Source organism: Streptomyces sp. SID9727 (assembly GCF_010550605.1).
Taxonomy (GTDB): Bacteria; Actinomycetota; Actinomycetes; order Streptomycetales; family Streptomycetaceae; genus Streptomyces.
In genome coordinates, this window is the sequence record NZ_JAAGNI010000182.1 from 29,388 (window position 1) to 52,253 (window position 22,866).

General features: G+C 73.3%; 17 protein-coding genes. 15 read left to right on the forward strand and 2 right to left on the reverse strand.

Annotation, left to right across the window (positions count from 1 at the left end; all coding sequences use genetic code 11):
- The first annotated feature begins 82 nt into the window (after positions 1–82).
- A complete protein-coding gene (locus G3I41_RS12300) occupies positions 83–1,252 on the forward strand; it encodes a cysteine desulfurase family protein (RefSeq protein WP_164400246.1) in 1,170 nt (389 codons plus the stop codon).
- Here the strand turns inward: G3I41_RS12300 and G3I41_RS12305 are convergent.
- Entirely contained in the window at positions 1,249–1,929 is a 681-nt protein-coding gene (locus G3I41_RS12305) for an N-acetylmuramoyl-L-alanine amidase (RefSeq protein WP_164400247.1), read from the reverse strand. The two genes, G3I41_RS12300 and G3I41_RS12305, sit on opposite strands and share 4 nt — an antisense overlap.
- Before the next feature lie 61 nt (positions 1,930–1,990).
- On the opposite strand from G3I41_RS12305, the gene mnmA reads away from it, so the two are divergent.
- From mnmA to gatB, 10 genes are all read left to right on the forward strand, one after another.
- The gene (mnmA, locus tag G3I41_RS12310; RefSeq protein WP_164400248.1) at positions 1,991–3,121 is read left to right on the forward strand and encodes a tRNA 2-thiouridine(34) synthase MnmA; all 1,131 of its coding nucleotides are present in this window, start codon (positions 1,991–1,993) and stop codon (positions 3,119–3,121) included.
- 185 nt (positions 3,122–3,306) lie between these two features.
- On the forward strand, positions 3,307–3,846 hold the full coding sequence (locus G3I41_RS12315) for a TIGR00730 family Rossman fold protein (protein WP_073963830.1): 540 nt from the start codon (positions 3,307–3,309) through the stop codon (positions 3,844–3,846).
- Positions 3,847–3,884: 38 nt separating this feature from the next.
- Entirely contained in the window at positions 3,885–4,574 is a 690-nt protein-coding gene (locus G3I41_RS12320; protein ID WP_164400249.1) for an SDR family oxidoreductase, read from the forward strand.
- Positions 4,575–4,709: 135 nt separating this feature from the next.
- Positions 4,710–5,735: a methionine synthase gene (locus G3I41_RS12325; RefSeq protein ID WP_164400250.1), complete on the forward strand. Its 1,026-nt coding sequence runs from the start codon at positions 4,710–4,712 to the stop codon at positions 5,733–5,735.
- Between the two features lie 30 nt (positions 5,736–5,765).
- Positions 5,766–7,982, forward strand: a complete 2,217-nt coding sequence (ligA, locus tag G3I41_RS12330; RefSeq protein WP_164400251.1) for an NAD-dependent DNA ligase LigA — start codon at positions 5,766–5,768, stop codon at positions 7,980–7,982.
- Positions 7,983–8,212: 230 nt separating this feature from the next.
- Entirely contained in the window at positions 8,213–10,390 is a 2,178-nt protein-coding gene (locus G3I41_RS12335) for a bifunctional diguanylate cyclase/phosphodiesterase (RefSeq protein WP_164400252.1), read from the forward strand.
- 282 nt (positions 10,391–10,672) lie between these two features.
- Positions 10,673–10,969 carry an Asp-tRNA(Asn)/Glu-tRNA(Gln) amidotransferase subunit GatC gene (gene gatC, locus G3I41_RS12340; protein ID WP_018102521.1) on the forward strand — a complete coding sequence of 99 codons (297 nt, stop codon included), beginning with the start codon at positions 10,673–10,675 and terminating at the stop codon, positions 10,967–10,969.
- A 5-nt stretch (positions 10,970–10,974) separates the two neighbouring features.
- On the forward strand, positions 10,975–12,477 hold the full coding sequence (gatA, locus tag G3I41_RS12345) for an Asp-tRNA(Asn)/Glu-tRNA(Gln) amidotransferase subunit GatA (RefSeq protein WP_164400253.1): 1,503 nt from the start codon (positions 10,975–10,977) through the stop codon (positions 12,475–12,477).
- A gap of 8 nt (positions 12,478–12,485) precedes the next feature.
- Positions 12,486–12,719, forward strand: coding sequence for a hypothetical protein (locus G3I41_RS12350; protein WP_203600854.1), 234 nt, complete (start codon positions 12,486–12,488; stop codon positions 12,717–12,719).
- Between the two features lie 15 nt (positions 12,720–12,734).
- Positions 12,735–14,243 (forward strand): Asp-tRNA(Asn)/Glu-tRNA(Gln) amidotransferase subunit GatB, encoded by a 1,509-nt coding sequence (gene gatB, locus G3I41_RS12355; RefSeq protein WP_164400255.1) that lies wholly within the window; start codon positions 12,735–12,737, stop codon positions 14,241–14,243.
- A 58-nt stretch (positions 14,244–14,301) separates the two neighbouring features.
- On the opposite strand, the gene G3I41_RS12360 is transcribed toward gatB, so the two are convergent.
- Entirely contained in the window at positions 14,302–16,113 is a 1,812-nt protein-coding gene (locus G3I41_RS12360) for a protein kinase (RefSeq protein ID WP_203600829.1), read from the reverse strand.
- Positions 16,114–16,393: 280 nt separating this feature from the next.
- Here G3I41_RS12360 and G3I41_RS12365 point away from each other — a divergent pair, with 280 nt between their 5' ends.
- The 4 genes from G3I41_RS12365 to G3I41_RS12375 all read left to right on the forward strand — a co-directional run bounded on the left by G3I41_RS12365 (position 16,394) and on the right by G3I41_RS12375 (position 22,845).
- Positions 16,394–18,607 (forward strand): MMPL family transporter, encoded by a 2,214-nt coding sequence (locus tag G3I41_RS12365; protein WP_164400257.1) that lies wholly within the window; start codon positions 16,394–16,396, stop codon positions 18,605–18,607.
- A 64-nt stretch (positions 18,608–18,671) separates the two neighbouring features.
- Positions 18,672–19,247 (forward strand): hypothetical protein, encoded by a 576-nt coding sequence (locus tag G3I41_RS12370; protein ID WP_164400258.1) that lies wholly within the window; start codon positions 18,672–18,674, stop codon positions 19,245–19,247.
- 217 nt (positions 19,248–19,464) lie between these two features.
- On the forward strand, positions 19,465–19,641 hold the full coding sequence (locus G3I41_RS36375; RefSeq protein ID WP_203600831.1) for a hypothetical protein: 177 nt from the start codon (positions 19,465–19,467) through the stop codon (positions 19,639–19,641).
- A 75-nt stretch (positions 19,642–19,716) separates the two neighbouring features.
- The gene (locus tag G3I41_RS12375; protein WP_164400259.1) at positions 19,717–22,845 is read left to right on the forward strand and encodes a helix-turn-helix transcriptional regulator; all 3,129 of its coding nucleotides are present in this window, start codon (positions 19,717–19,719) and stop codon (positions 22,843–22,845) included.
- Positions 22,846–22,866 lie beyond the last annotated feature (21 nt).

Sequence of the window (22,866 nt, forward strand, 5' to 3'; positions counted from 1 at the left end):
ACCGCCGCACGCGGTGCGCGGGCCCCGGGAGCCCATGCGCCCGCCATACGCCCCGGCCGGGGCTCGTAGAATCGAGCCCACCATGGCTTACCTCGACCACGCCGCGACCACGCCGATGCTTCCCGAGGCGATCGCGGCGATGACCGCGCAGCTCGCCGTCACGGGCAACGCGTCCTCACTCCACGCCGCCGGGCGCCGGGCCCGCCGTACCGTCGAGGAGTCCCGGGAATCCCTCGCCGACGCCCTCGGCGCACGCCCCAGCGAGGTGGTCTTCACCTCCGGCGGCACCGAGTCGGACAACCTCGCGGTGAAGGGCCTGTACTGGGCCCGCCGCGACGCCGACCCCCGCCGCACCCGGGTCCTCGCCAGCCCCGTCGAGCACCACGCCGTCCTCGACGCCGTCGACTGGCTGGCCGCCCACGAGGGCGCGGCCGTCGAGTACCTCCCCGTCGACCGGTACGGGCGCGTCCATCCCGAGGCGCTGCGCGAGGCGGTCCTGCGCGATCCCGACGACATCGCGCTGATCACCGTGATGTGGGCCAACAACGAGATCGGTACGATCCTGCCGGTACGCGAACTCGCCGAGGTGGCGCGCGAGTTCGGGATCCCGATGCACGCCGACGCGGTCCAGGCCTTCGGCCAGCTCGATGTGGACTTCGCCGCGTCCGGGCTCGCCGCGATGACCGTCAGCGCGCACAAGATCGGCGGGCCCACCGGTGTCGGCGCGCTGCTGCTCGGCCGCGAGTACACCCCGGTGCCCGTGCTGCACGGCGGCGGGCAGGAGCGCCATGTGCGCTCGGGCACCCTGGACGTGCCGGGCATCGCCTCGTTCGCCGTCGCCGGAAGGATCGCCGCCGACCGGCACGAGGACTTCGCCCGGGAGACCGGCGCGCTCCGCGACGAGCTGGCCGCCGCCGTCCTGGCGGAGGTCCCCGACGCCCTCCTGGGCGGCGACCCGGCACCGGGCGGCCGGCTGCCGGCCAACGCGCACTTCACCTTCCCCGGCTGCGAGGGCGACTCGCTCCTGCTGCTGCTGGACGCCCAGGGCATCGAGTGCTCCACCGGCTCCGCCTGCACCGCCGGGATCGCCCAGCCCAGCCACGTCCTGCTCGCCACGGGCACCGATCCGGACCTGGCCCGGGGCACCCTGCGCTTCTCGCTCGGCCACACCTCGACCAAGCAGGACGTCCAGGACGTGGCCCGGGCGATCGGCCCGGCGGTGGAGCGGGCGCGGTCGGCGGGGCTCAGCTAGGACTTCTCCGCGGCGGGGGCCGAGGCCGCGCGGCGGACCAGCTCCAGGTAGCGGTCCCAGTCCCAGCCGCGGCCCGGGTCCGTGTGGTCGGCGCCCGGGACCTCCACGTGCCCGATGATGTGCTCGCGGTCCACGGGGATGCCGTACCGCCCGCATACCGACGCGGTGAGCTTCGCCGACGCCCCGTACATCGCGGCGGTGAAGTCCTGCGGACGCTCCACGAAGCCCTCGTGCTCGATGCCCACGCTGCGTTCGTTGTACGAGCGGTTGCCCGCGTGGAACGCCACGTCCAGCTCGCGGACCATCTGCGTCACGTGTCCGTCCCTGCGCACCACGTAATGCGCCGCCGCCCGGTGTCCCGGGTCCTGGAAGGCGCGGACCGCGCTGTCGAAGCCGCCCTGCGTGACGTGGACGACCACCCGGTCGATCCCGTAGTCGTCGGGGCGGTCGGCCCGCCGCCAGTTCGCCTCCGAGGCCGCCACCCACTTCGCCCCCGCGTAGTCCACCGCCCCCGGAGTGCGCGGCTTCTCCACGCCCGGCAGCCGCCACCAGGCGCGCTTCAGCCGGTCCCGCGCCAGCACCGCCGTGCCCACGGCCGTGACGGCACCGCCGATCAGCACCGAGCGCCGGCTGATCCCGGTCCCGGTGCCGCCGCCGTCCGTCCCCTTGGTCCCCATGAGACGGACAACGCTTATCCGCGAGCTTTCGGTTCCCGCCCGCACGTACCCTGGTGGGGCTATGACTCAGACTCCCCAGCGCCCCCTCCGCGTCCTCGCCGCCATGTCGGGCGGTGTCGACTCCGCCGTCGCCGCGGCCCGCGCCGCCGAGGCGGGCCACGACGTGACCGGTGTGCACCTCGCCCTCTCCGCGAACCCGCAGTCCTTCCGGACCGGTGCCCGGGGCTGTTGCACCATCGAGGACTCCCGCGACGCCCGCCGCGCCGCGGACGTCATCGGCATCCCCTTCTACGTCTGGGACCTGGCGGAACGCTTCCGCGAGGACGTCGTGGAGGACTTCGTCGCCGAGTACGAGGCGGGGCGCACCCCCAACCCGTGCCTGCGCTGCAACGAGAAGATCAAGTTCGCCGCCCTCCTCGACAAGGCCCTCGCGCTCGGCTTCGACGCCGTGTGCACCGGCCACTACGCCACCGTCGTCACCGGCGCGGACGGCAACCGGGAGCTGCACCGCGCCTCGGACATGGCCAAGGACCAGAGCTATGTGCTCGGCGTCCTGGACGAGCGCCAGCTCGCCCACGCGATGTTCCCGCTCGGCGACACCCTCACCACCAAGGACGAGATCCGCGCCGAGGCCGAGCGCCGGGGCCTCGCGGTCGCCAAGAAGCCCGACAGCCACGACATCTGCTTCATCGCGGACGGCGACACCCAGGGCTTCCTCGCGGACCGCCTCGGCGGCCGGGCGGAGGGCGACATCCTGGACGAGTCCGGTACGAAGGTGGGCACCCACGAGGGCGCCTTCGGCTTCACCATCGGCCAGCGCAAGGGCCTGCGCATCGGCCACCCGGCCCCCGACGGCAAGCCGCGCTACGTCCTGGACATCTCCCCGGTGAACAACACGGTGACCGTCGGCCCCGCCGAGGCCCTGGACGTCACCGCGCTCACCGCGATCAAGCCCCGCTGGTGCGGGACGCCCCCGTCCGGCCCCGGGACGTACACCGCCCAGCTCCGCGCCCATGGCGGCGAGACCGAGGTGACCGCAGAGCTGACCGACGCCACCCTGCACGTCGCGTTCGCCGAACCGGTGCGGGGCGTCGCCCCCGGCCAGGCGGTCGTGCTGTACGACGGCAGCCGCGTGGTCGGCTCCGCGACGATCGCGACGACGGTGCGCCGGGAGCGCGCGGCGGCGGGCTGAGCGCCGTACGCACGGCAGAGCCCCGCGCGGCCACGCCCGACCCCAGTACGGGCCTGGCCGCGCGGGGCGCTCAAGGGTGTGCGCGCCACGGATTCCAGGGTCCGCCACACCGGCGCCCGCCGCATCCCGGCCGCCGTGTTCCCCCGGCCGTGGGCCGACAGGCGGGGGGCCTTACCGTGGCAGCCATGAACATCTGCGTCTTCCTCTCCGCCGCCGACCTCCCCGACCGCTACACCGTCCCCGCCCGTGAGTTCGCCGAGCTGCTGGGGCGCGGCGGGCACACCCTGGTCTGGGGCGGTTCCGAGAGCGGCCTGATGAAGGTCGTCGCGGACGGCGTCCAGGAGGCGGGCGGGAAGCTCGTGGGGGTCTCCGTGGACTTCCTGGCCGCCAAGGCGCGTACCAACGCGGACGAGATGGTCATCGCCCGCGACCTCGCCGAGCGCAAGGCGCTCCTGCTCGCGAAGTCCGACGCGATCGTGATCATGGTCGGCGGCACCGGGACGCTGGACGAGGCGACCGAGATCCTGGAGCTCAAGAAGCACGGCAAGCACACCAAGCCGGTCGTCCTGCTCAACACCGCGGGCTTCTACGACGGCCTGCGCGAGCAGTTCCAGCGCATGGAGGACGAGGGGTTCCTGCCCCTCCCGCTGACCGAGCTGGTCTTCTTCGCGGAGGACGGCGTCGGCGCCCTGGCCTACCTGGAGGAGTCGGCCGGCCTGCAGTGACGTACGGGGCCCGGGTGGCGGATGCGACGATGGGGGCCATGTCCACTCACCTCATCACCGGTGCCGGTTCCGGCATCGGCGCAGCGGTCGCCCGGCGCCTCACCGAGCGCGGCGACGACCTCGTCCTGCTGGCCCGCGACGCGGGCCGCGCCAAGGAACTCGCCGCGCTCCACCCCGGCGCCCGCACCCTCGTCGGCGACCTGTCCAACCCGGACCGGCTCTCCTGGGCCCTCGCCCAGCAGACCGTGCCGGAACGGCTCGACTCGCTGCTGCACATCGCGGGTGTGGTCGAGCTCGGCCCGGTCGGTGAGCTGACCCCCAAGGCGTGGCACTACCAGCTCAACGCCAACCTCGTCGCGCCCGCCGAGCTGACCCGCCTCACGCTGCCCCAGCTGCGCGTCGCCCAGGGCCACGTCCTGTTCGTCAACTCCGGCGCCGGCCTCTCCGCCGGCCCCGAGTGGAGCGCGTACGCCGCCAGCAAGCACGGGCTGAAGGCGCTCGCGGACTCGCTGCGCCACGAGGAGCACGGCAACGGCGTCCGCGTCACCACCGTCTACCCGGGCCGCACGGCCAGTCCCATGCAGGAGAAGGTCCACCGGCAGGAGGGCAAGGAGTACGACCCCGCCCGCTGGATCGACCCCGAGTCCGTCGCCACCACCATTCTGATGGCGCTCGACCTGCCCCGGGACGCCGAGGTCAACGACCTCACCGTGCGCCCCGGCCGCTGACCCCCGGGCCTTACGACCTCGCCCGCGATTGTCGGCGGCGTCACGGCGCCTGGGACCTCCGCCTTGGATCCGAAGGCCCCAGGCGGTGCTCCTTCTTCCGCCGACGATCGCGGGCGAGGTCGTTACCCTTCTCGCGTGAGCGAGATCAGCGTGTTCAGGGACTGCCCGGCCACCGGGATCGGATCCATGCCCGGGGGAGACGCCCGGGAGGCGGCCAAGACCGTCGCCGGCTCCTTCGGCGACGGCGAGGGCATGCCGTACCTGGCGGAACTCCCGGCGCGCGGGCCCGGGGCCGACATGACCGGTCGCACGGTCGGGCTGCTCTCCGAGCTGTACGGGCACGTCGAGCCGAGCGGCTGGCGGATCAGCGACCGGCCCGGCCGCGACACCCGCCGGGCCCGGTCCTGGCTGGGGGAGGACCTGGACGCCCTGGAGGAGTTCACCCAGGGCTACGAGGGCCCGCTCAAGGTCCAGGCCGTGGGGCCCTGGACCCTCGCCGCCGCCCTGGAACGCCGGGGCGGCGAGGCGTTCCTCGGCGACCCGGGTGCCTGCCGCGACCTCGCGGACTCGCTCGCCGAGGGACTGCGCGGCCACCTCGTCGAGGTGCGGCGCCGGGTGCCCGGGGCGCGGATCGCCCTCCAGCTGGACGAGCCCTCGCTCACCGCCGTGCTGCGCGGCCGGGTCAGGACCGCCAGCGGCTACCGCACGTACCGGGCCGTGGACCGCCAGGTCGTGGAGGCCACCCTGCGCGAGGTCCTCGCGGCGGCCGGGGAGACCGCCACGCTCGTGCACACCTGCGCCCCCGAGGTGCCGTTCGCGCTGCTGCGCCGGGCCGGGGCGGACGGCATCTCCTTCGACCTCTCCCTGCTCACCGAGCGTGAGGAGGAAGCGGTGGGGGAAGCCGTCGAGGGCGGCACCCGGATGTTCTTCGGGGTCGTACCGGGCACCGACCCGGCCTCGGGCCGATTGTCCGACCCGGGCGGTAGCGTCATGGGTGTCAGGACGCTGTGGCGCAGGCTGGGGCTGAATCCGGGGACTCTGACCGAGTCCGTGACGGTCACCCCCTCGTGCGGACTCGCGGGCGCGTCGCCCGGGTACGCACGGGCCGCGCTCGCCCACTGCGCCCGGGCCGCGAGATCGCTCGCAGACAACCCTGAGTAGCGGGACGCTGGGTAACGGGAGGACGGGACGATGGCCGGCGAAGAGCAGACAGCGGTGCCAGTCGAGGCGCGGGAGAGGCACAAGCTCCTCGCGGAGCAGATCGAGGAGCACCGCTTCCGGTATTACGTGAACGACCAGCCGGTCGTCAGCGACGCCGAGTTCGACCGGCTGCTGCGGGAGCTGGAGGCCCTGGAGGAGTCCCACCCGCCGCTGCGCACCCCGGACTCGCCGACCCAGAAGGTCGCCGGGCCGTACCGCACGGAGTTCACCTCGGTCGAGCACCGCGAGCCGATGCTCTCCCTGGACAACGCCTTCGACGACGAGGAGCTGGCCGCCTGGGGCGAGCGCATCGCCCGGGACGTCGGCTCGCCCGGCTACCACTTCCTGTGCGAGCTCAAGATCGACGGCCTCGCCGTCAACCTCACCTACGAGCACGGCGTGCTGACCCGCGCCGCGACCCGGGGCGACGGCCGCACCGGCGAGGACATCACGCCCAACGTCCGCACCATCGCCGACATCCCGCACCGGCTCAAGGGCGACCGCATCCCGCCGCTCGTCGAGGTCCGCGGCGAGGTCTTCTTCCCGATGGAGGGGTTCGAGGAGCTGAACGCCCGGCTGGTGGAGGCCGACGACAAGCCCTTCGCCAACCCCCGCAACGCGGCGGCCGGTTCGCTGCGCCAGAAGGACCCGAAGGTCACCGCGACCCGCCCGCTGCACATGGTGGTGCACGGCATCGGCGCCCGCGAGGGCTTCGACATCGACTGCCTGTCGCACGCCTATGAGCTGCTGCACGAGTGGGGCCTGCCCACCGCCAAGTACAACAAGGTGGTCGACTCCCTCGACGGCGTACGGGAGTTCATCGCGTACTTCGGCGAGCACCGGCACTCCGTGGAGCACGAGATCGACGGTGTCGTCGTCAAGCTGGACGAGATCCCGCTCCAGGGCCGCCTGGGCTCCACCTCCCGCGCCCCGCGCTGGGCCATCGCCTGGAAGTACGCGCCGGAGGAGGTCAACAGCAAGCTGGTCAACATCCGTGTCGGCGTCGGCCGCACCGGCCGCGTCACCCCGTACGCCCAGGTCGAGCCGGTCGTGGTGGCGGGTTCCGAGGTCGAGTTCGCGACCCTGCACAACCAGAACGTGGTCCGGGCGAAGGGCGTCCTGATCGGCGACACGGTGGTGCTGCGCAAGGCCGGTGACGTGATCCCGGAGATCCTCGGCCCGGTCGCCGACCTCCGTGACGGCACCGAGCGGGCGTTCGTCATGCCGACCCACTGCCCCGAGTGCGGCACGGAGCTCAAGCCCATGAAGGAGGCGGACGTCGACGTCCGCTGCCCCAATGCCCGCTCCTGCCCCGCCCAGTTGCGCGAGCGCGTCTCCTACCTCGCCGGCCGCAAGTGCCTCGACATCGACCACTTCGGTTACGTGGTCGCCGCCGCGCTGACCGCCCCGCTCGAGCCCGCCGAACCGCCGCTGCGCGACGAGGGCGACCTCTTCGGGCTGACCGTGGAGCAGCTGCTGCCGATCCGGGCCTACGTCCTCGACCCGGACAGCGGGCTGCCCAAGCGCGACCCGAAGACCGGCGAGGAGAAGATCGCCCGGGTCTTCGCCAACCAGCAGGGCGAGCCCAAGAAGAACGCCCTCGCGATGCTCGACGGCATCGCGGCCGCCAAGGAGGCCCCGCTGGCCCGCATCCTCACCGGGCTCTCCATCCGCCACGTCGGCCCGGTCGCGGCCCGGGAGCTGGCCCGCCAGTTCCGGTCCATGGACCGCATCGAGAAGGCCACCGAGCAGGAGCTGGTCGACGCCGAGGGGGTCGGGCCGATCATCGCCGCCTCGGTCAAGCAGTGGCTGGCCGAGGACTGGCACCGCGAGATCCTGCGCAAGTGGCGTGAGGCCGGCGTCCGGATGGAGGACGAGGGGGCCGGCGAGGACGAGGGCCCCCGCCCCCTCGAAGGGCTCACCGTCGTCGTCACGGGCACGCTGACCGGGCACACCAGGGATGGCGCGAAAGAGGCCCTGCAGAGCCGGGGCGCGAAGGTCACCGGTTCCGTTTCCAAGAAGACCGCCTTCGTCGTCGTCGGAGACAACCCCGGCTCCAAGTACGACAAAGCGGTCCAGCTGAAGGTCCCCGTCCTGGACGAGGCCGGCTTCGCCGTCCTGCTCACCGAGGGCCCGGACGCGGCCCGCGACGCGGCGGTCCCCGCCGGGGAACCGGCCCCGGAGGCGGATGGCACGTCCGGAGGGTGAACGGCCGCCGGCACGCGGCCGGCCTCACCCGATCGGCGCATACCAGATGCTGACGGACAGTCGGTTCGCATTCGGGCAAGAGCGGTAGACCGCTGCCCGTAGCAGCCCTCCGCGGCCTACTGTGGTCAGACGCGCCCTCGACCTTGGCCACCGGGCGGGGCCGGGACGCGTCGTGACCCGGAACGCATGCATCGGGTGACATCGGCATCGCCGGCTGTGAGAGGGACGGAATGAAACCGACCGAGAGCGCCGCACCGGTGGCGCGGCTGCAAGGTTTCGCGGGACCCGCGCCCAAAGTGGGCGCCGTCCTGCTGGCCCTCGCCACGATCCAGCTCGCGACGGGCTTCTCCCGGGCCCTCGGCGAGGGGCGCGCCCTCTTCCCGGACGGCCGGGCCGGCTGGTCGCTGGCCGTCCTCACCGGCATCGTCGTCGGCCACCTCGTCGCGCTCGGCCGCGACCGCTGGTGGGGGGGCACCGGCTCCGGCGCCGCCCTCACCCTGGCCGTCCTGCTGCTGTACGGCTGGGTGCCCGCCGGTCTGGTCAGCCTCGTCGTGGTCGTCCTCGTCGGCGTGGCCCGCAGACACCGCTGGTGGCAGGGGCTGCTGCACGGCGCCGTGGACATCCTCGGGGTCGGCGCGGCGGCCCTGGTGCTCGCCGCGTTCGGCGAGGTGCCGTCCGTCGAGACGCCCTGGCGGCCACTCGACTGGGGCATCGACGCCGTCCCCGAAGTCCTGCTCGCCGCCTCCGCCTATCTGCTGGTGACCCGGGTCCTGCTGTGGTATTCGCGGGCCCAGCCCGGCGGTGGCCTGCCCACCGTCGCCCGCACCGCGATGCTGCGCCAGGGTCTCGTCGCGGTCGCCCTGCTCGGCATCGCCCCGCTGATCTGCGTCGTCGCGATGGCCCGGCCGGTCCTGCTGCCGCTCTTCGCCGTACCGCTGATCGCGCTCGACTCCACGCTGTGGATCGCCCGCGCCCGGGCCGAGGAGCAGCTGAAGGACCCGCTGACCGGGCTGCCCAACCGCCAGTGGCTGCTGGAGCGGACCTGGGCCGCGCTGGAGGAGGCGGAGGGCGTCGGCAACCGGGTCGCCCTGGTCCTCATCGACCTCGACCGCTTCCGGGCCGTCAACGACACCCTCGGCCACCTGGCCGGCGACCGGTTGCTGCTCCAGATCGCGGAGCGGCTCCGGCTCGCCCTGCCGCGCGGCGCGGAGGCGGCCCGGCTGGGCGGCGACGAGTTCGCGGTCCTGCTGCCCACCGCCGACTCCACCACCAGCGCCCAGCGCGTCGCCCGCCACCTGGTCGCCGAGCTGTCGTCCCCGCTCGACCTGGACGGGCTGACCCTGGTCCTGGAGGCCAGCGCGGGCGTCGCCGTCTTTCCGGACCACGCGGTGGACGCGGAGGGGCTGCTGCGCCGGGCCGACGTGGCGATGTACCAGGCCAAGCGGGACCGCACCGGTGTGGAGGTGTACGAGTCCAAGCGCGACAGCAACACCCCGGACCGGCTCGGCCTCCTCGGCGACCTGCGCCGCGCGCTGGACGCGGGCGAGGTGGAGCTGCACTACCAGCCCAAGGTCCGTTTCGACGGCCAGGTCGCCGGGCTCGAAGCGCTGGTGCGCTGGGTGCACCCGGAGCGCGGACGAGTGCCCCCGGACGAGTTCATCGCCATCGCGGAGTCCTCCGGGCTGATGCCGCACCTCACCGAGTACGTCCTGGAGACGGCGCTCGCCCAGGTCGCCCGGTGGCGGGCCCAGGGCCTCTTCGTCCCGGTCGCCGTCAACGTGTCGCCGCGCGACGTGCACACCCCCGGGTTCGCCGGCGGCGTCGCGGCCCGGCTCGCCCGGCACGGCGTCCCGGCGGGCGCTCTCCAGCTGGAGATAACGGAACACGTGCTGCTGGAGGACCCGCAGCGCGCGGCGGACACGCTCGCCGGGCTGACCGGGCACGGCGTGAAGATGTCCCTGGACGACTTCGGCACCGGGTACTCCTCGCTGGTCCATCTGCGCCGGCTGCCGGTCAGCGAGCTGAAGATCGACCGCTCCTTCGTGGCGCGGCTCGCCATCGACCACGAGGACGCCGAGATCGTCCGCTGCACCATCGACCTGGCCCACTCGCTCGGCCTGCTGGTCGTGGCCGAGGGCGTCGAGGACGACGAGACCTGGGAGCGGCTGCGTGACCTGCGGTGCGACGCGGTCCAGGGCTGGCTGGTGGCGGCCGCGATGCCGCCCCAGGAGACCACCGCCTGGCTGCGTGCCCGGGGCGAGCACGGGTGGCGCCGCCCGGCCGAACTCGCGGCAGCGGCGGGGGCGCCCGCCCCCGCTCCCGCCCCGGCGCCCGTAGCGGCCCCGGCGGCCGAGCTGGAACAGCGCCCCTCGGGCCGCCCGGCGGGCCCGCGTCCGGCGACGACGTAGCGGCCTCCCGTACAGACGACGGAGCGGCCCCCTGCAAACCCTGTCCTCAGCCGTGTGGCCGACCCCATAGGATTGGGGGCCGGCGGCACATTTCCACCTGCCGCGCGACGCCTGGCACGCACGCTCGCCGCGTTGCCGAAACGCCCGAGTGGCTCCGCCACAAGGGCGCTCCGGCGCCTTGCGAGCGCACGCGCCAGACGCCGCGCGGCCCGTCCTCGGACGGACGGTGGGGACGTGCCGCCGGCCCCGGCAAACCACACACCAACCCCTGAGGATCGCTGCATGCCTGGCATCACGCGCGAGGAGGTCGCCCACCTCGCCCGGCTGGCGCGTCTGGAGCTGAAGGGCGAAGAGCTCGATCACTTCGCCGGACAGCTCGACGACATCATCGGCGCGGTCGCCCGCGTCTCCGAGGTCGCCGACCAAGACGTACCGCCGACCTCCCACCCGCTGCCGCTGACGAACGTCATGCGGGCGGACGTCGTCCGTCCGTCTCTCACCCCCGAGCAGGCGCTCTCCGGCGCCCCGGCCCAGGAGCAGCAGCGTTTCAAGGTGCCGCAGATCCTGGGGGAGGACTAGCAGCCATGACCGACATCAGCAGCATCATCAAGCTCACCGCGGCCGAGATCGCCGCGAAGATCGCCTCCGGCGAGCTCACCGCCGTCCAGGTCACCGAGGCCCACCTCGCGCGGATCGACGCCGTGGACGAGAAGGTGCACGCCTTCCTGCACGTCGACCGCGAGGGCGCGCTCGCCCAGGCCCGTGCCGTGGACGCCAAGAAGGCGGCCGGCGAGAAGCTGGGCCCGCTGGCCGGCGTGCCGCTCGCGCTCAAGGACATCTTCACCACGAAGGACATGCCGACCACCGTCGGCTCGAAGATCCTCGAGGGCTGGGTCCCGCCGTACGACGCGACCCTCACGCAGAAGCTGAAGGCGGCCGACGTCGTCATCCTCGGCAAGACCAACATGGACGAGTTCGCCATGGGGTCCTCCACCGAGAACAGCGCCTACGGCCCCACCGGCAACCCGTGGGACCTCACCCGGATCCCCGGCGGCTCCGGCGGCGGCTCCTCCGCCGCCCTCGCCGCGTACGAGGCCCCGCTCGCCATCGGCACGGACACCGGCGGCTCCATCCGCCAGCCCGCCGCCGTCACCGGCACGGTCGGCGTCAAGCCCACCTACGGCGGGGTCTCCCGCTACGGCATGGTCGCCTTCTCCTCCTCCCTCGACCAGGGCGGCCCCTGCGCCCGCACGGTCCTGGACGCGGCGCTGCTGCACGAGGCGATCGCCGGGCACGACCCGATGGACTCGACGTCGATCGACGCGCCGGTCCCGCCGGTCGTGGAGGCCGCGCGCAACGGCTCCGTCCAGGGCATGCGCGTCGGCGTCGTCAAGCAGTTCTCCGGCGAGGGCTACCAGGCCGGGGTCGTCCAGCGCTTCAACGAGTCGGTCGAGCTGCTGAAGTCGCTCGGCGCCACGGTCGTGGAGCTGGACTGCCCGACGTTCGACCTGGCGCTCTCGGCGTACTACCTGATCGCGCCGTCCGAGTGCTCCTCGAACCTCGCCCGGTTCGACGCCATGCGCTACGGCCTGCGCGTCGGGGACGACGGCACGAAGTCCGCCGAGGACGTCACCGCGCTCACCCGCGAGGCCGGCTTCGGCGACGAGGTCAAGCGCCGCGTCATCCTCGGTACGTACGCGCTCAGCTCCGGCTACTACGACGCGTACTACGGCTCCGCGCAGAAGGTCCGCACGCTGATCACGCGCGAGTTCGAGCAGGCGTTCGAGCAGGTGGACGTGATCGTCTCGCCGACCACGCCCACCACCGCCTTCCCGATCGGCGAGCGCGCCGACGACCCGATGGCGATGTACCTGGCCGACCTGTGCACCATTCCGACCAACCTCGCCGGCAACGCCGCCATGTCGCTGCCCTGCGGCCTGGCCCCCGAGGACGGCCTGCCCGTCGGGCTCCAGATCATCGCCCCCGCGATGAAGGACGACCGGCTGTACAAGGTCGGAGCCGCCGTCGAGGCCGCTTTCGTGGAAAAGTGGGGTCACCCGCTGATCGAGGAGGCTCCTTCGCTATGAGCGCCGCCATGACCAAGAAGGCCAAGAACTTCAAGAAGTCGAAGACCGGGCTGTACGTGTCGATGGGCACCACCGCCTTCGGCGCGCTCAGCGTCGCCAAGCAGGCCAGGCTGGCCCGCTCGGACAACGACACGCTGCGCCTCATCGACGCCGCCGTGTCCGCCGCGGCGATCGTGACCGGCCTCGCGATCCTGTATCGCGAACTGAAGCGTCTCGGCGACGACGACGTACTGCTGGGCTGAGAGGGAAAGTTTTCCGTGACTGTCATCGACCTGGAGTCGTACGAGGACGCCCTCGCGACGTACGACCCCGTCATGGGCCTTGAGGTCCATGTGGAGCTCGGCACCAAGACGAAGATGTTCTGCGGCTGCTCCACCGAGCTGGGGCAGGACGCCAACACGCAGACCTGCCCCGTCTGCCTCGGGCTGCCCGGCGCGCTGCCGGTCGTCAACGAGATCGGCGTGGAGTCCGCGATCAAGATCGGCCTCGCGCTGAACTGCGAGATCGCCGAGTGGTGCCGCTTCGCCCGGAAGAACTACTTCTATCCGGACATGCCGAAGAACTTCCAGACCTCCCAGTACGACGAGCCGATCGCCTTCAACGGCTATCTGGACGTCCAGCTGGAGGACGGCGAGGTCTTCCGGGTGCAGATCGAACGCGCCCACATGGAGGAGGACACCGGCAAGTCGACGCACGTCGGCGGCGCCACCGGCCGCATCCACGGCGCGTCCCACTCCCTGCTCGACTACAACCGCGCGGGCATCCCGCTCATCGAGATCGTCACCAAGCCGATCGAGGGAGCGGGCGCACGCGCCCCCGAGGTCGCCCGGGCGTACGTCGCCGAGCTGCGCGAGCTCATCAAGGCGCTCGGCGTCTCCGAGGCCCGCATGGAGATGGGCCAGATGCGCTGCGACGTCAACCTGTCGCTGCGCCCGCACGGCACCGAGACCTTCGGTACGCGCTCCGAGACGAAGAACGTGAACTCGCTGCGTTCCGTCGAGCGCGCCGCCCGCTTCGAGATCCAGCGCCACGCCGCGGTGCTGAACTCCGGCGGCACGATCGTGCAGGAGACCCGGCACTTCCACGAGGAGGACGGCTCCACCACGGCCGGCCGCATCAAGGACAACGCCGAGGACTACCGCTACTTCCCCGAGCCCGACCTGGTGCCGGTCGCCCCGGCCCGGGAATGGGTCGAGGAGCTGCGGGGCGGCCTCCCGGAGCTGCCGCGGGTCCGCCGCGCCCGGCTCAAGGAGGAGTGGGGCGTCTCCGAGCACGACATGCAGTCCATCCTCAACGCGGGCGCGGTCGACCTGATCGTCGCCACGACCGAGGCGGGCGCCCCCTCGGACCAGGCCCGGAAGTGGTGGATGGGCGAGCTGGCCCGCAACGCCAACGAGACCGGCCGCGGGCTGGACGAGCTCCCCGTCACCCCGGCGCAGGTCGCCCGGGTCGCCGAGCTCGTCGCCGCGGGCGACCTCAACGACAAGCTGGCCCGCCAGGTCCTGGAGGGCGTGCTCGCCGGCGAGGGCGACCCGGACACCGTGGTCGAGAAGCGCGGCCTGAAGGTCGTGTCCGACGAGGGCGCGCTGTCCACCGCCGTGGACGAGGCCATCGCGGGCAACGCCGCCATCGCGGACAAGATCCGCGGCGGCAAGGTCGCGGCGGCCGGCGCCCTGGTCGGCGCGGTCATGAAGGCGACCCGCGGCCAGGCGGACGCGGCCCGGGTGCGCGAGCTGATCCTGGAGAAGCTCGGCGTCGAGGGCTGACGCGTTTCCGCGTGACGCGGCGGTGCACCCGGCCCCGGGTGCACCGCCGTCGTGCGTCTCAGCGCTTCAGCACGGGGGAGCCCAGGGCCATGACGGCGCCGGAGCAGTTCTCGTCCACGCTGATGCGCAGCCGCAGGCGGTTCTCCACCTTCAGCGACAGCTTCTGCGGTTCGCCGAGCTCGATCGTGCCCGCCCAGAGGGGGGCCGTCTCGTCGTCCACCTTGATGGTGAGCCGCCCCGACTCCCAGTTGGAGCCGTCATCGATCCCGGCGGTGACCTCGAAGGTCTTCCACTCCCGGTTGAGGTCGAACTCCATGTACGGCGACGTGGTGCACTCCGGGGTGGCCAGGTAGGCGTCGTCGTACACATGCGTGTCGATCTTCGCCGAGCCCACCGTGAAGAGCTCCGGATCGGCCACGGTGCGCATCGTCGTCAGCGAGACCTCCGAGGCGTCGTCCACCGAGCCGGGCCCGGATTCCTCCGGGGACCCGGTGTCGGTCGCGCCGTCCTCCGCGCCCGGCTCCCCGGCCACGGGGGTCTCGGCTCCGGGCGTCTCCTCCTCCGTCGCGGGCGGGGTCTTCGGGGCGGACGACTTCGGGGAGGCGGTGCCCCCGGCCCTCGTCCTGTCGCCGTCGTCGTTCAGGGTCTGGAGGCCCCACGCGCCCAGCGCGGCGAGCACCACCACGGCGACCGCGGGAAGCGCGACCCGCAGCAGCCGGCGGCGCTTCTTCGGCGGCGGCCCGGCAGCGGAAGCGGGAGCGGGCACAGAGACCGGCCCCGGGAAGGGCTCGGCGGCGTAGGCGGCGGTCGGTGGTCCCGGATTGACCGTGGTGGGCAGCGGCACCCCGGGGTCGTGGGACGCGGTGATCGGCGGCGGGAAGGCGGGGGCGTCCACCGGCGGAGGGGCCAGGGGGCGTGGCGGTACCGCCGCCGGCGGGGCGTCCCGTACGGACTCCGCCGACGAGGTCCCGGTGACCGTGGTCGACACCACCGCCGAGCGGAAGTCCTTCATCCAGGAGGACAGGCTCTCCGGCCGCTGCCCCGGTCCGGCCGCGCAGACGGAGAGAATGCGCTCGCGGCGCTCCGGGGCGGCCGCCGCCACCTCCGGCAGGGCACTCAGCGCGGCCCGCAGCTGCTCGGGCGTACCGGGCGGGGCCTGGCCGCTGATCAGGAAGTAGGCGATCGCGCCGAACGCGTACCGGTCGGTGGCCGGGCTCCGCTTGCCCTCGAAGACCTCCGGGGCGGCGTAGCCGGGGGTGAACCAGACCTCGGCCGTCTGGTGGTCCGCGGTGAGCTTGCTCAGCCCGAAGTCCACCAGCGTGGCCTGGCCGTGGGCGTCGACCATGATGTTGCCGGGGGAGAGGTCGCCGTGGACGACCGTGCGGCCTGACGGGGTGGCCCGGCCGCTGTGCAGCCAGTCCAGCACGTCCGCGATCTGCTCCAGCGTTCGCAGGACCTCGCGCCGCTCGGCGTGGGAGGCGAGGGTCCGTTCGGCGCGCCAGTCGCGCAGGTCCAGCCCGTCGACGTGGTTCATGACCAGGACCAGGGCGCGCCCGGCGGCCGTCGAGGCGTTGCCGGCGCCGTGGATCGGGGGCCCCTCGAAGTGCTCGCGGACGCCGACGACCCCCGGTCGGCTCACAAAACGCAGTAACTCGGCCTGTTCCCGCCATTTCGTGCTGAGGCGCTGGAACTGCTCGACGGTGATCGTGGTCCTGGAGTCGAGCACCTTCACGACCACGGTCTCGGGTGCACCTTCCAGCTCGATCTCCGCCCGGTAGAGGACGGCCTCGCCGCCTCTGCCGATGGAATTGAGCAGGCGGTACCGGTCGGGTGCCGAATCCGGTCCGATGTGATGCGCGGCGCTGGTCAAGGATCCCCCCGGTGACGGTAGTTGGCGGTTCATAAGGTAGCCGCGCCGAATGGGGGAGCGGGGGCCGAAGTGCGTAACGGTGTGGGTGCGGGGCCGGAGTGGTCCGGCGAGCGGTGGTGTCGATGTCCCCCATAAGGGGATGCGCCCGCTGTGACCCTCCCCACGAATGGGGCAAATGATCTCGAATGGCTGCGAGAGTGGCCGTTCTCAGGTCATGCGTTCTCCCGCGGGCGGCTTCCGCCGGTCGGGAAGACCACGAACCCGCAGGGAGCGCGTCCCCTTGGCTGCCATCGCCCGCTGGTGCGTCACGCACCGCCTCATCGCCGTCCTGATCTGGCTGCTCGCCCTCGGGGGCACGGCCGTCGCCGCGGGGTTCGCGGGGTCCGTCTACTCCAACGACTACGAGGCGCCCGGCACCGAGTCCGGGCGGGCCGCGGAGCTGTTGAAGAGCGGGTTCACCGATCTCGGCGGCGACACCGACACCATCGTCTGGCACACCGGGGACTCCTCGGTCCGGGCCACCGACGTCGAGCAGAAGATGACCCGCACCCTGCACGCCGTGGAGCGGCTGCCCGGGGTCGGGGCGGTCGACAGCCCGTACACCGGGGCCGGGGCCGCGCAGATCAGCGCCGACGGGCACACCGCGTACGCCACCGTCACCTTCGACAAGCGCGCCGACGACGTGCCCGTGGCGCAGGCGCAGGCGGTCGTGGACACCGCGAAGGCGGCGGGGAGCCCGCATCTGCGCGTCGAACTGGGCGGTCAGGCCGTCGGGCTCACCGAGGCGCACGCCGCGCATCTCAGCGAGGTCGTCGGGGTGGCCGTCGCGGCCGTCGTGCTCTTCCTCGCCTTCGGCTCGCTCGCCGCGAGTCTGCTGCCCATCGCCACGGCGCTCGTCTCGGTCGGCACGGCGTACGCGGGCATCGTGCTCCTCGGGCACCTGATGACCGTCGCCGACTTCGCGCCCATGCTCGGCATGCTCATAGGGCTCGGCGTGGGCATCGACTACGCCCTGTTCATCGTCACCCGGCACCGCCGGGGGCTGCGGCGCGGCATGACCGTGCCGGAGGCCGCGCAGCACGCGGTGGCGACGACCGGGCGGGCCGTGGTCTTCGCCGGGGCCACCGTCTGCATCGCGCTCCTCGGCATGCTGATCCTCCGGCTGAGCTTCCTCAACGGCGTGGCCATCGCCGCCTCGCTCACCGTCGTCCTGACCGTGGCCGCCTCGGTGACCCTGCTCCCGGCCCTCCTCTCGCTCATCGGACTGCGGGCGCTCAGCCGGCGCGAACGGGCCCGGCTCGCCGAACACGGGCCGCAGCCCGAGACGCCCACCGGTTTCGCCGCCCGCTGGTCCGCCTTCGTGGAGCGGCACCCCAAGCTCCTGGGCGCCGTGGCCGCCGTGGTGATGCTGGTCCTCGCGCTGCCCACCTTCTCGCTCCACCTGGGCAGCTCCGACCAGGGCAACAACGCGGAGTCCTCGACCACCCGGCAGGCGTACGACCTGCTCGCCGACGGCTTCGGCCCCGGCGTCAACGGACCACTGACCGTCGCCGCGCACCTGGACGGCGCCGACGACCGCCTCGCGATGGACGCCCTGCCCGCCACCCTGCGCACGGTCGACGGGGTGGCCTGGGCCTACCCGGTGACGTACAACGCCGGAGGCGACACCGCGTACGTCACCGTCGTCCCCGACTCCGCCCCGCAGTCCCGCGCGACCAGCGACCTCGTGGAGCGGCTGCGTACGGACGTGCTGCCGAAGGCCGCCGACAACACCTCGCTGGAGACCCATGTCGGCGGGGTCACGGCCAGCTACGACGACTTCGCGCAGATCATCATCGGCAAGCTGCCGCTCTTCATCGGTGTCGTCATAGGGCTCGGCTGCCTGCTCCTGCTGCTGGCCTTCCGCTCCGTCGGCATCCCGCTGAAGGCGGCGGCGATGAACGTCGCGGCGGTCGCCTCGTCGTTCGGCGTCGTCGTCGCGGTCTTCCAGTGGGGCTGGGGCAGCGAGCTGCTGGACCTGGGCAGCGCGGGCCCGATCGAACCCTTCCTGCCGGTGATCATGGTCTCCGTGCTCTTCGGCCTCTCCATGGACTACCAGGTCTTCCTGGTCGGCCGGATGTACGAGGAGTGGCGGGAGACCCGCGACAACCGGCGCGCGGTCCGGGTGGGCCTCGCCGAGACGAGCCGGGTCATCAACTCGGCCGCTGTGATCATGATCTCGGTGTTCCTCGCCTTCGTCCTCAGCGGCGACCGCGTCATCGCGATGTTCGGCATCGCCCTCGCGGCCGCCGTCGCCCTGGACGCCTTCGTCCTGCGCACCCTGCTCGTCCCGGCCCTCATGCACCTGCTGGGCGGCGCCAACTGGTGGCTCCCCGGCTGGCTGGAGCGCCGCCTGCCCCGCCTGAGCATCGAACCGCCGGACCGCCCGGTGGCACGGATGCCGGTGCCCGGCGTGCGGACGTACGAGGACGAGCCGGCCGAGCGCGTCCACTGACCGCCCGCCGGGGCGACCGGACGCGTTAAGGGGCCTCTCATCTGCGGCACCTAGCGTGCGCCGCATGAACCCCACCACGCCCGAAGCCGTCGCCGACGGCGCGAAGACGACCGACGAGACGACCGGGAAAGCGACCGAGGAAACGACCGGCGGGACGGCCGGCACGACCGGCCGCGGCACCGCGGAGATCGACGCGGACGCCGTCGAGGAGAGGGACGACGACACCGGCGAGGAGACCTCCGGCCGGCTCGCCGCCGCCTCCGCGGCCGTCGTCTCCGCCGGACTCGGCGTCGTCGGCCTCACCGGCGCCTGGAGCGGCCGGGTCGCCGCCGAGCGCGAGACCCTGATCGGCCAGATCAAGACCTCGTCCGGCGGCTCGGCGGCCCAGCAGATCAACGAGATATACGGCGACGCCTGGCACGCCACCGCCCTGGTCAACGGCCTCTTCGGGCTCCTCGCCCTGCTGGTCGGCGGCTACGTCCTGGTCCGGCCCGCGTTCGGCGCCCCGGCCCGGCAGCCGCAGGCCGGCTGGGTCCGCGCGGTCGCCCGGGGCGGCCTGGCCCTCGGCGCCCTCGGCGTGCTGATCTCCGCAGCGATGTACTTCGACCTCATCGTCGCCCTGCCCACCACGGCCGGATAGGACGGTTCCGGGCGCCGGGCGGCACGGCCTAAGGCATGTCCGGGTGCCTTCACCGGTCCTGAGCGGTGGTGAGCCCCCGGGCCTAAGGCACCCGTACGCCACAGATGCGGAACACGCCCGATGCGGCGCACCCCCCTGGGAGACGAGAGTGGTGGCACGGCAGAGGAACTGCCGCCACCGAGGCCCGCGAGGGCCCTCACCCCAGGGGGACATCCCGATGTTCGAGTACGAACTCCACAAGGCCATGCACGCCGAACTCCTCCGCCGCGCCGGCCTCCAGCGCCTCGCCGGAGAAGCGACCCGCGCGCGCCGCTCCCGCCGGACCCTCCGCAAGGAATCCGGAAGGACGGTGAGTACCGGCGGCGTACGGGACCGGTTCACGCACGCCGCGTAGGGCGGGGCGGTGGACCGGGGCCGGGGGCCCTTCAGCCCCCGGCTTATTCCGTCCGCACTGTCGGACCCGTGTGCGATGCTCGGGCCCGTGGAGACCAGGTCAGTCAGCCCCGTCTTCGTCGGCCGCACCGGCGAACTCAACTCGCTCACCGGCGCGCTCACCCGCGCCACCAAGGAACCCTCCGGCGCCGCCGGAGGGTTCCTTGGTGCGCCGCAGGCCCTGCTCATCGGCGGCGAGGCGGGCGTCGGCAAGACCCGCCTCGTCGAGGAGTTCCTCGCCGTCGCCGCCCGCCGCGACGCGGTCGTCGCCGTCGGCGGCTGCGTCGAGATCGGCGCCGACGGTCTGCCGTACGCCCCTTTCTCCACCGCCCTGCGCGCCCTGCGCCGCGCCCTGCCCGACGAGATGGCCGCCGCCTGCTCCGGCCAGGAGGGCGAACTGGCCCGGCTGCTCCCCGAGCTGGGCGAGACCGGCCGCGACGGCAACGACGAGCTCGGCACCGCCCGCCTCTTCGAACTGACCGTCCGGCTCCTGGAACGCCTCTCCGCCGACCGGGCCGTCGTCCTCGTCCTGGAGGACCTGCACTGGGCGGACTCCTCGACCCGCCACCTCCTCGCCTACCTCTTCCGCACCCTGCGCAGCGGACGGCTCGTCGTCGTCGGCACCTACCGCGCCGACGACATCCACCGCCGCCACCCCCTGCGCCCGCTCCTCGCCGAGATCGACCGGCTCCGCACCGTCCGCCGCATCGAGCTCTCCCGCTTCACCCGCTCCGAGGTCCGCCGCCAGCTCACCGGCATCCTCGCGGGCACCCCCGACCCCGCCCTGGTGGACGAGATATTCGAGCGCTCCGACGGCAACGCCTTCTTCGTGGAGGAGCTGGCCTGCATCCTGGAGTGCGGCGACGGGGACGGCGACGGCCTGCCCGAATCGCTGCGCGACCTCCTCCTCGTCCGCGTCGAGGCCCTGTCCGCCGACGCCCAGAAGGTCGCCCGGATCGTCGCCGAGGGCGGCTCCGCCGTCGAGTACGAACTCCTCGCCGCCGTCGCCGGCCTCGGCGAGGACGACCTCATCGCGGCGCTGCGCACCGCCGTCGGCGCCAACCTGCTCCTGACCACCCCCGAGGGCGACGGCTACCGCTTCCGCCACTCCCTGGTCCGCGAAGCCGTCAGCGACGACCTCCTCCCCGGCGAGCGCTCGCGCCTCAACCGCCGGTACGCGGAGGCGCTGGAGGCCGACCCCGCCCTCGTCTGCGACGGCGAGCGCGCGACCCGCCTGGCCAGCTACTGGTACGGGGCGCACGACCCCGCCAAGGCGCTGCCCGCCGTGCTGAAGGCATCGGTCCGGGCCCGCCACCGCAACGCCTACGCCGAGCAGCTGCGCCTCCTGGAGCGCGCCCTCGAACTGTGGGACGACGCCCCCGAGGACGTCCGCCGCATCCTGCGCCCCATCGACTACGCCGAGGTCTACCCGTCCTGCGGGCGGGACACCTCGACCCCGCTGACCTACCTCGACCTGATGGCCGAGGCCACCGTCGCCGCCCGCCTCGGCGGAGAGCGCGAACGGGCCTTCGCCATCTGCAAGAAGGCCCTGCGCATCCTGGAGGGCGAGGACGACGCACTGCGCGCCGCCTGGTTCTGGGTCCAGCGCTCCCGCCTCGTCCAGGACCTCACGCGCGGCGACGGCTGGGAGGAGCTGGCCACCGCCGAGCGGCTGGTCCGGGGCCTGCCCCCGTCCGCGGTGCACGCGGACGTCCTGATGATGGTGGCCGGCTGGGGCGCCCTGCACCGCCCCGGCGCCGAGACCCTGGCCGCCGCCGAACGGGCCGTGGAGTACGCCCAGCTCGTCGGCGACGAGTACATCGAGCTGCACGCCCGGCTCACCCGGGGCTGGCTGAACGCGGACGCGGGCGCCGTCGACGAGGGCATCGCCGAGATGTACGCCGTGCGCGACCGGGCGGACGAGCTGGGCCTCATCGACATCATGGGCCGCGCCAGCATCAACCTGCCCTCCACCCTGGAGGCCATGGGCCGCTCCCTCGAAGCGGTGGCCGCCGCCGACCACGGCATCCGCATCTGCCACGAGCACGGCGTCGCGGACATGGAGGCGTGGGTCCGCACCAACCAGGCCATGTCGCTGTTCTCGCTGGGCCGCTGGGACGAGGCCGCGGCCACCACGGAGGCCGCCGCCCGCAAGTCGCTGTCCCGCAAGTCCCAGGGGCTGGTCGCCTCCCGGCGTACCGAACTCGCCCTCGTCCGGGGCGACCTCGCCGAAGCCGAACGGCAACTCGCGCTGACCCGGCGCTCCTTCGGCTCCAGCGACCCCCAGCCCCAGCACTTCATCAACCCCGTACGCCACGCCGTCCAGATCGCCGTGGCGCAGGGCCGGCTGCCCGAGGCGCGCGCCGCCTTCGAGGCGCAGGCCGCCGAGGGCTTCCCCACCGGCACCCAGCGCTACGCCTTCCCGATGCTGCACGCCGTCGCGGCGGCCGAGGCCGACGCCCGGGGCCTGCCCGCCACCGAACCGGGCCGCCCCGCCGTCCTCGACCTGGTCCGGGGCCACCTCAAACGGCTGCCGGTCCTGGTCCCGGTCTGGTCCGCCTACGCCCTCCTGATCGAGGCGGAGCTGGCCAGGGCCGAGGGCGTCGACACCCCGGACCACTGGGAGGGCGCCGCCCGGGCGTTCACCCCGCTGCACCGCCCGTACGAACTGGCGCAGATCCACCACCGCTGGGCGGAGGCCCTGCTCGTCGCCTCCGGTGACCGGGCCACCGCCACCGGCCTGCTGCGCGACGCGCACACCACCGCCGTCCGGCTCGGGGCCCGCCCGCTCACCGAGACCATCGAACTGCTGGCCGGCCGCGCCCGCATCGCCCTGGCCGGCGCGGGCGGCGGCGCCGAGGAGATACCGGCCGCGGTCGTCGTCCCGGACGGGCCCGGGCCCGCCCGGGACCCCTCCGACGAGCAACTGCGGTCCGCGGCGGCCGCGGTGGAGTCCTTCGGGCTGACCCCCCGCGAGCAGGACGTGCACCGGCTGGTCGCGGCGGGCCTCACCAACCGCCGGATCGCCGAGGAGCTGTACATCTCGCCGAAGACCGCGAGCGTCCACGTCTCCAACATCCTGGCCAAGCTGGGCGTGACCGGCCGCGGCGAGGCCGCCGCCCTGGCCCACCGGCTGCGGCTGTATCCGGTACCGGAGCAGCGGTGAAGCGTCCGCCGGGAATTGCGG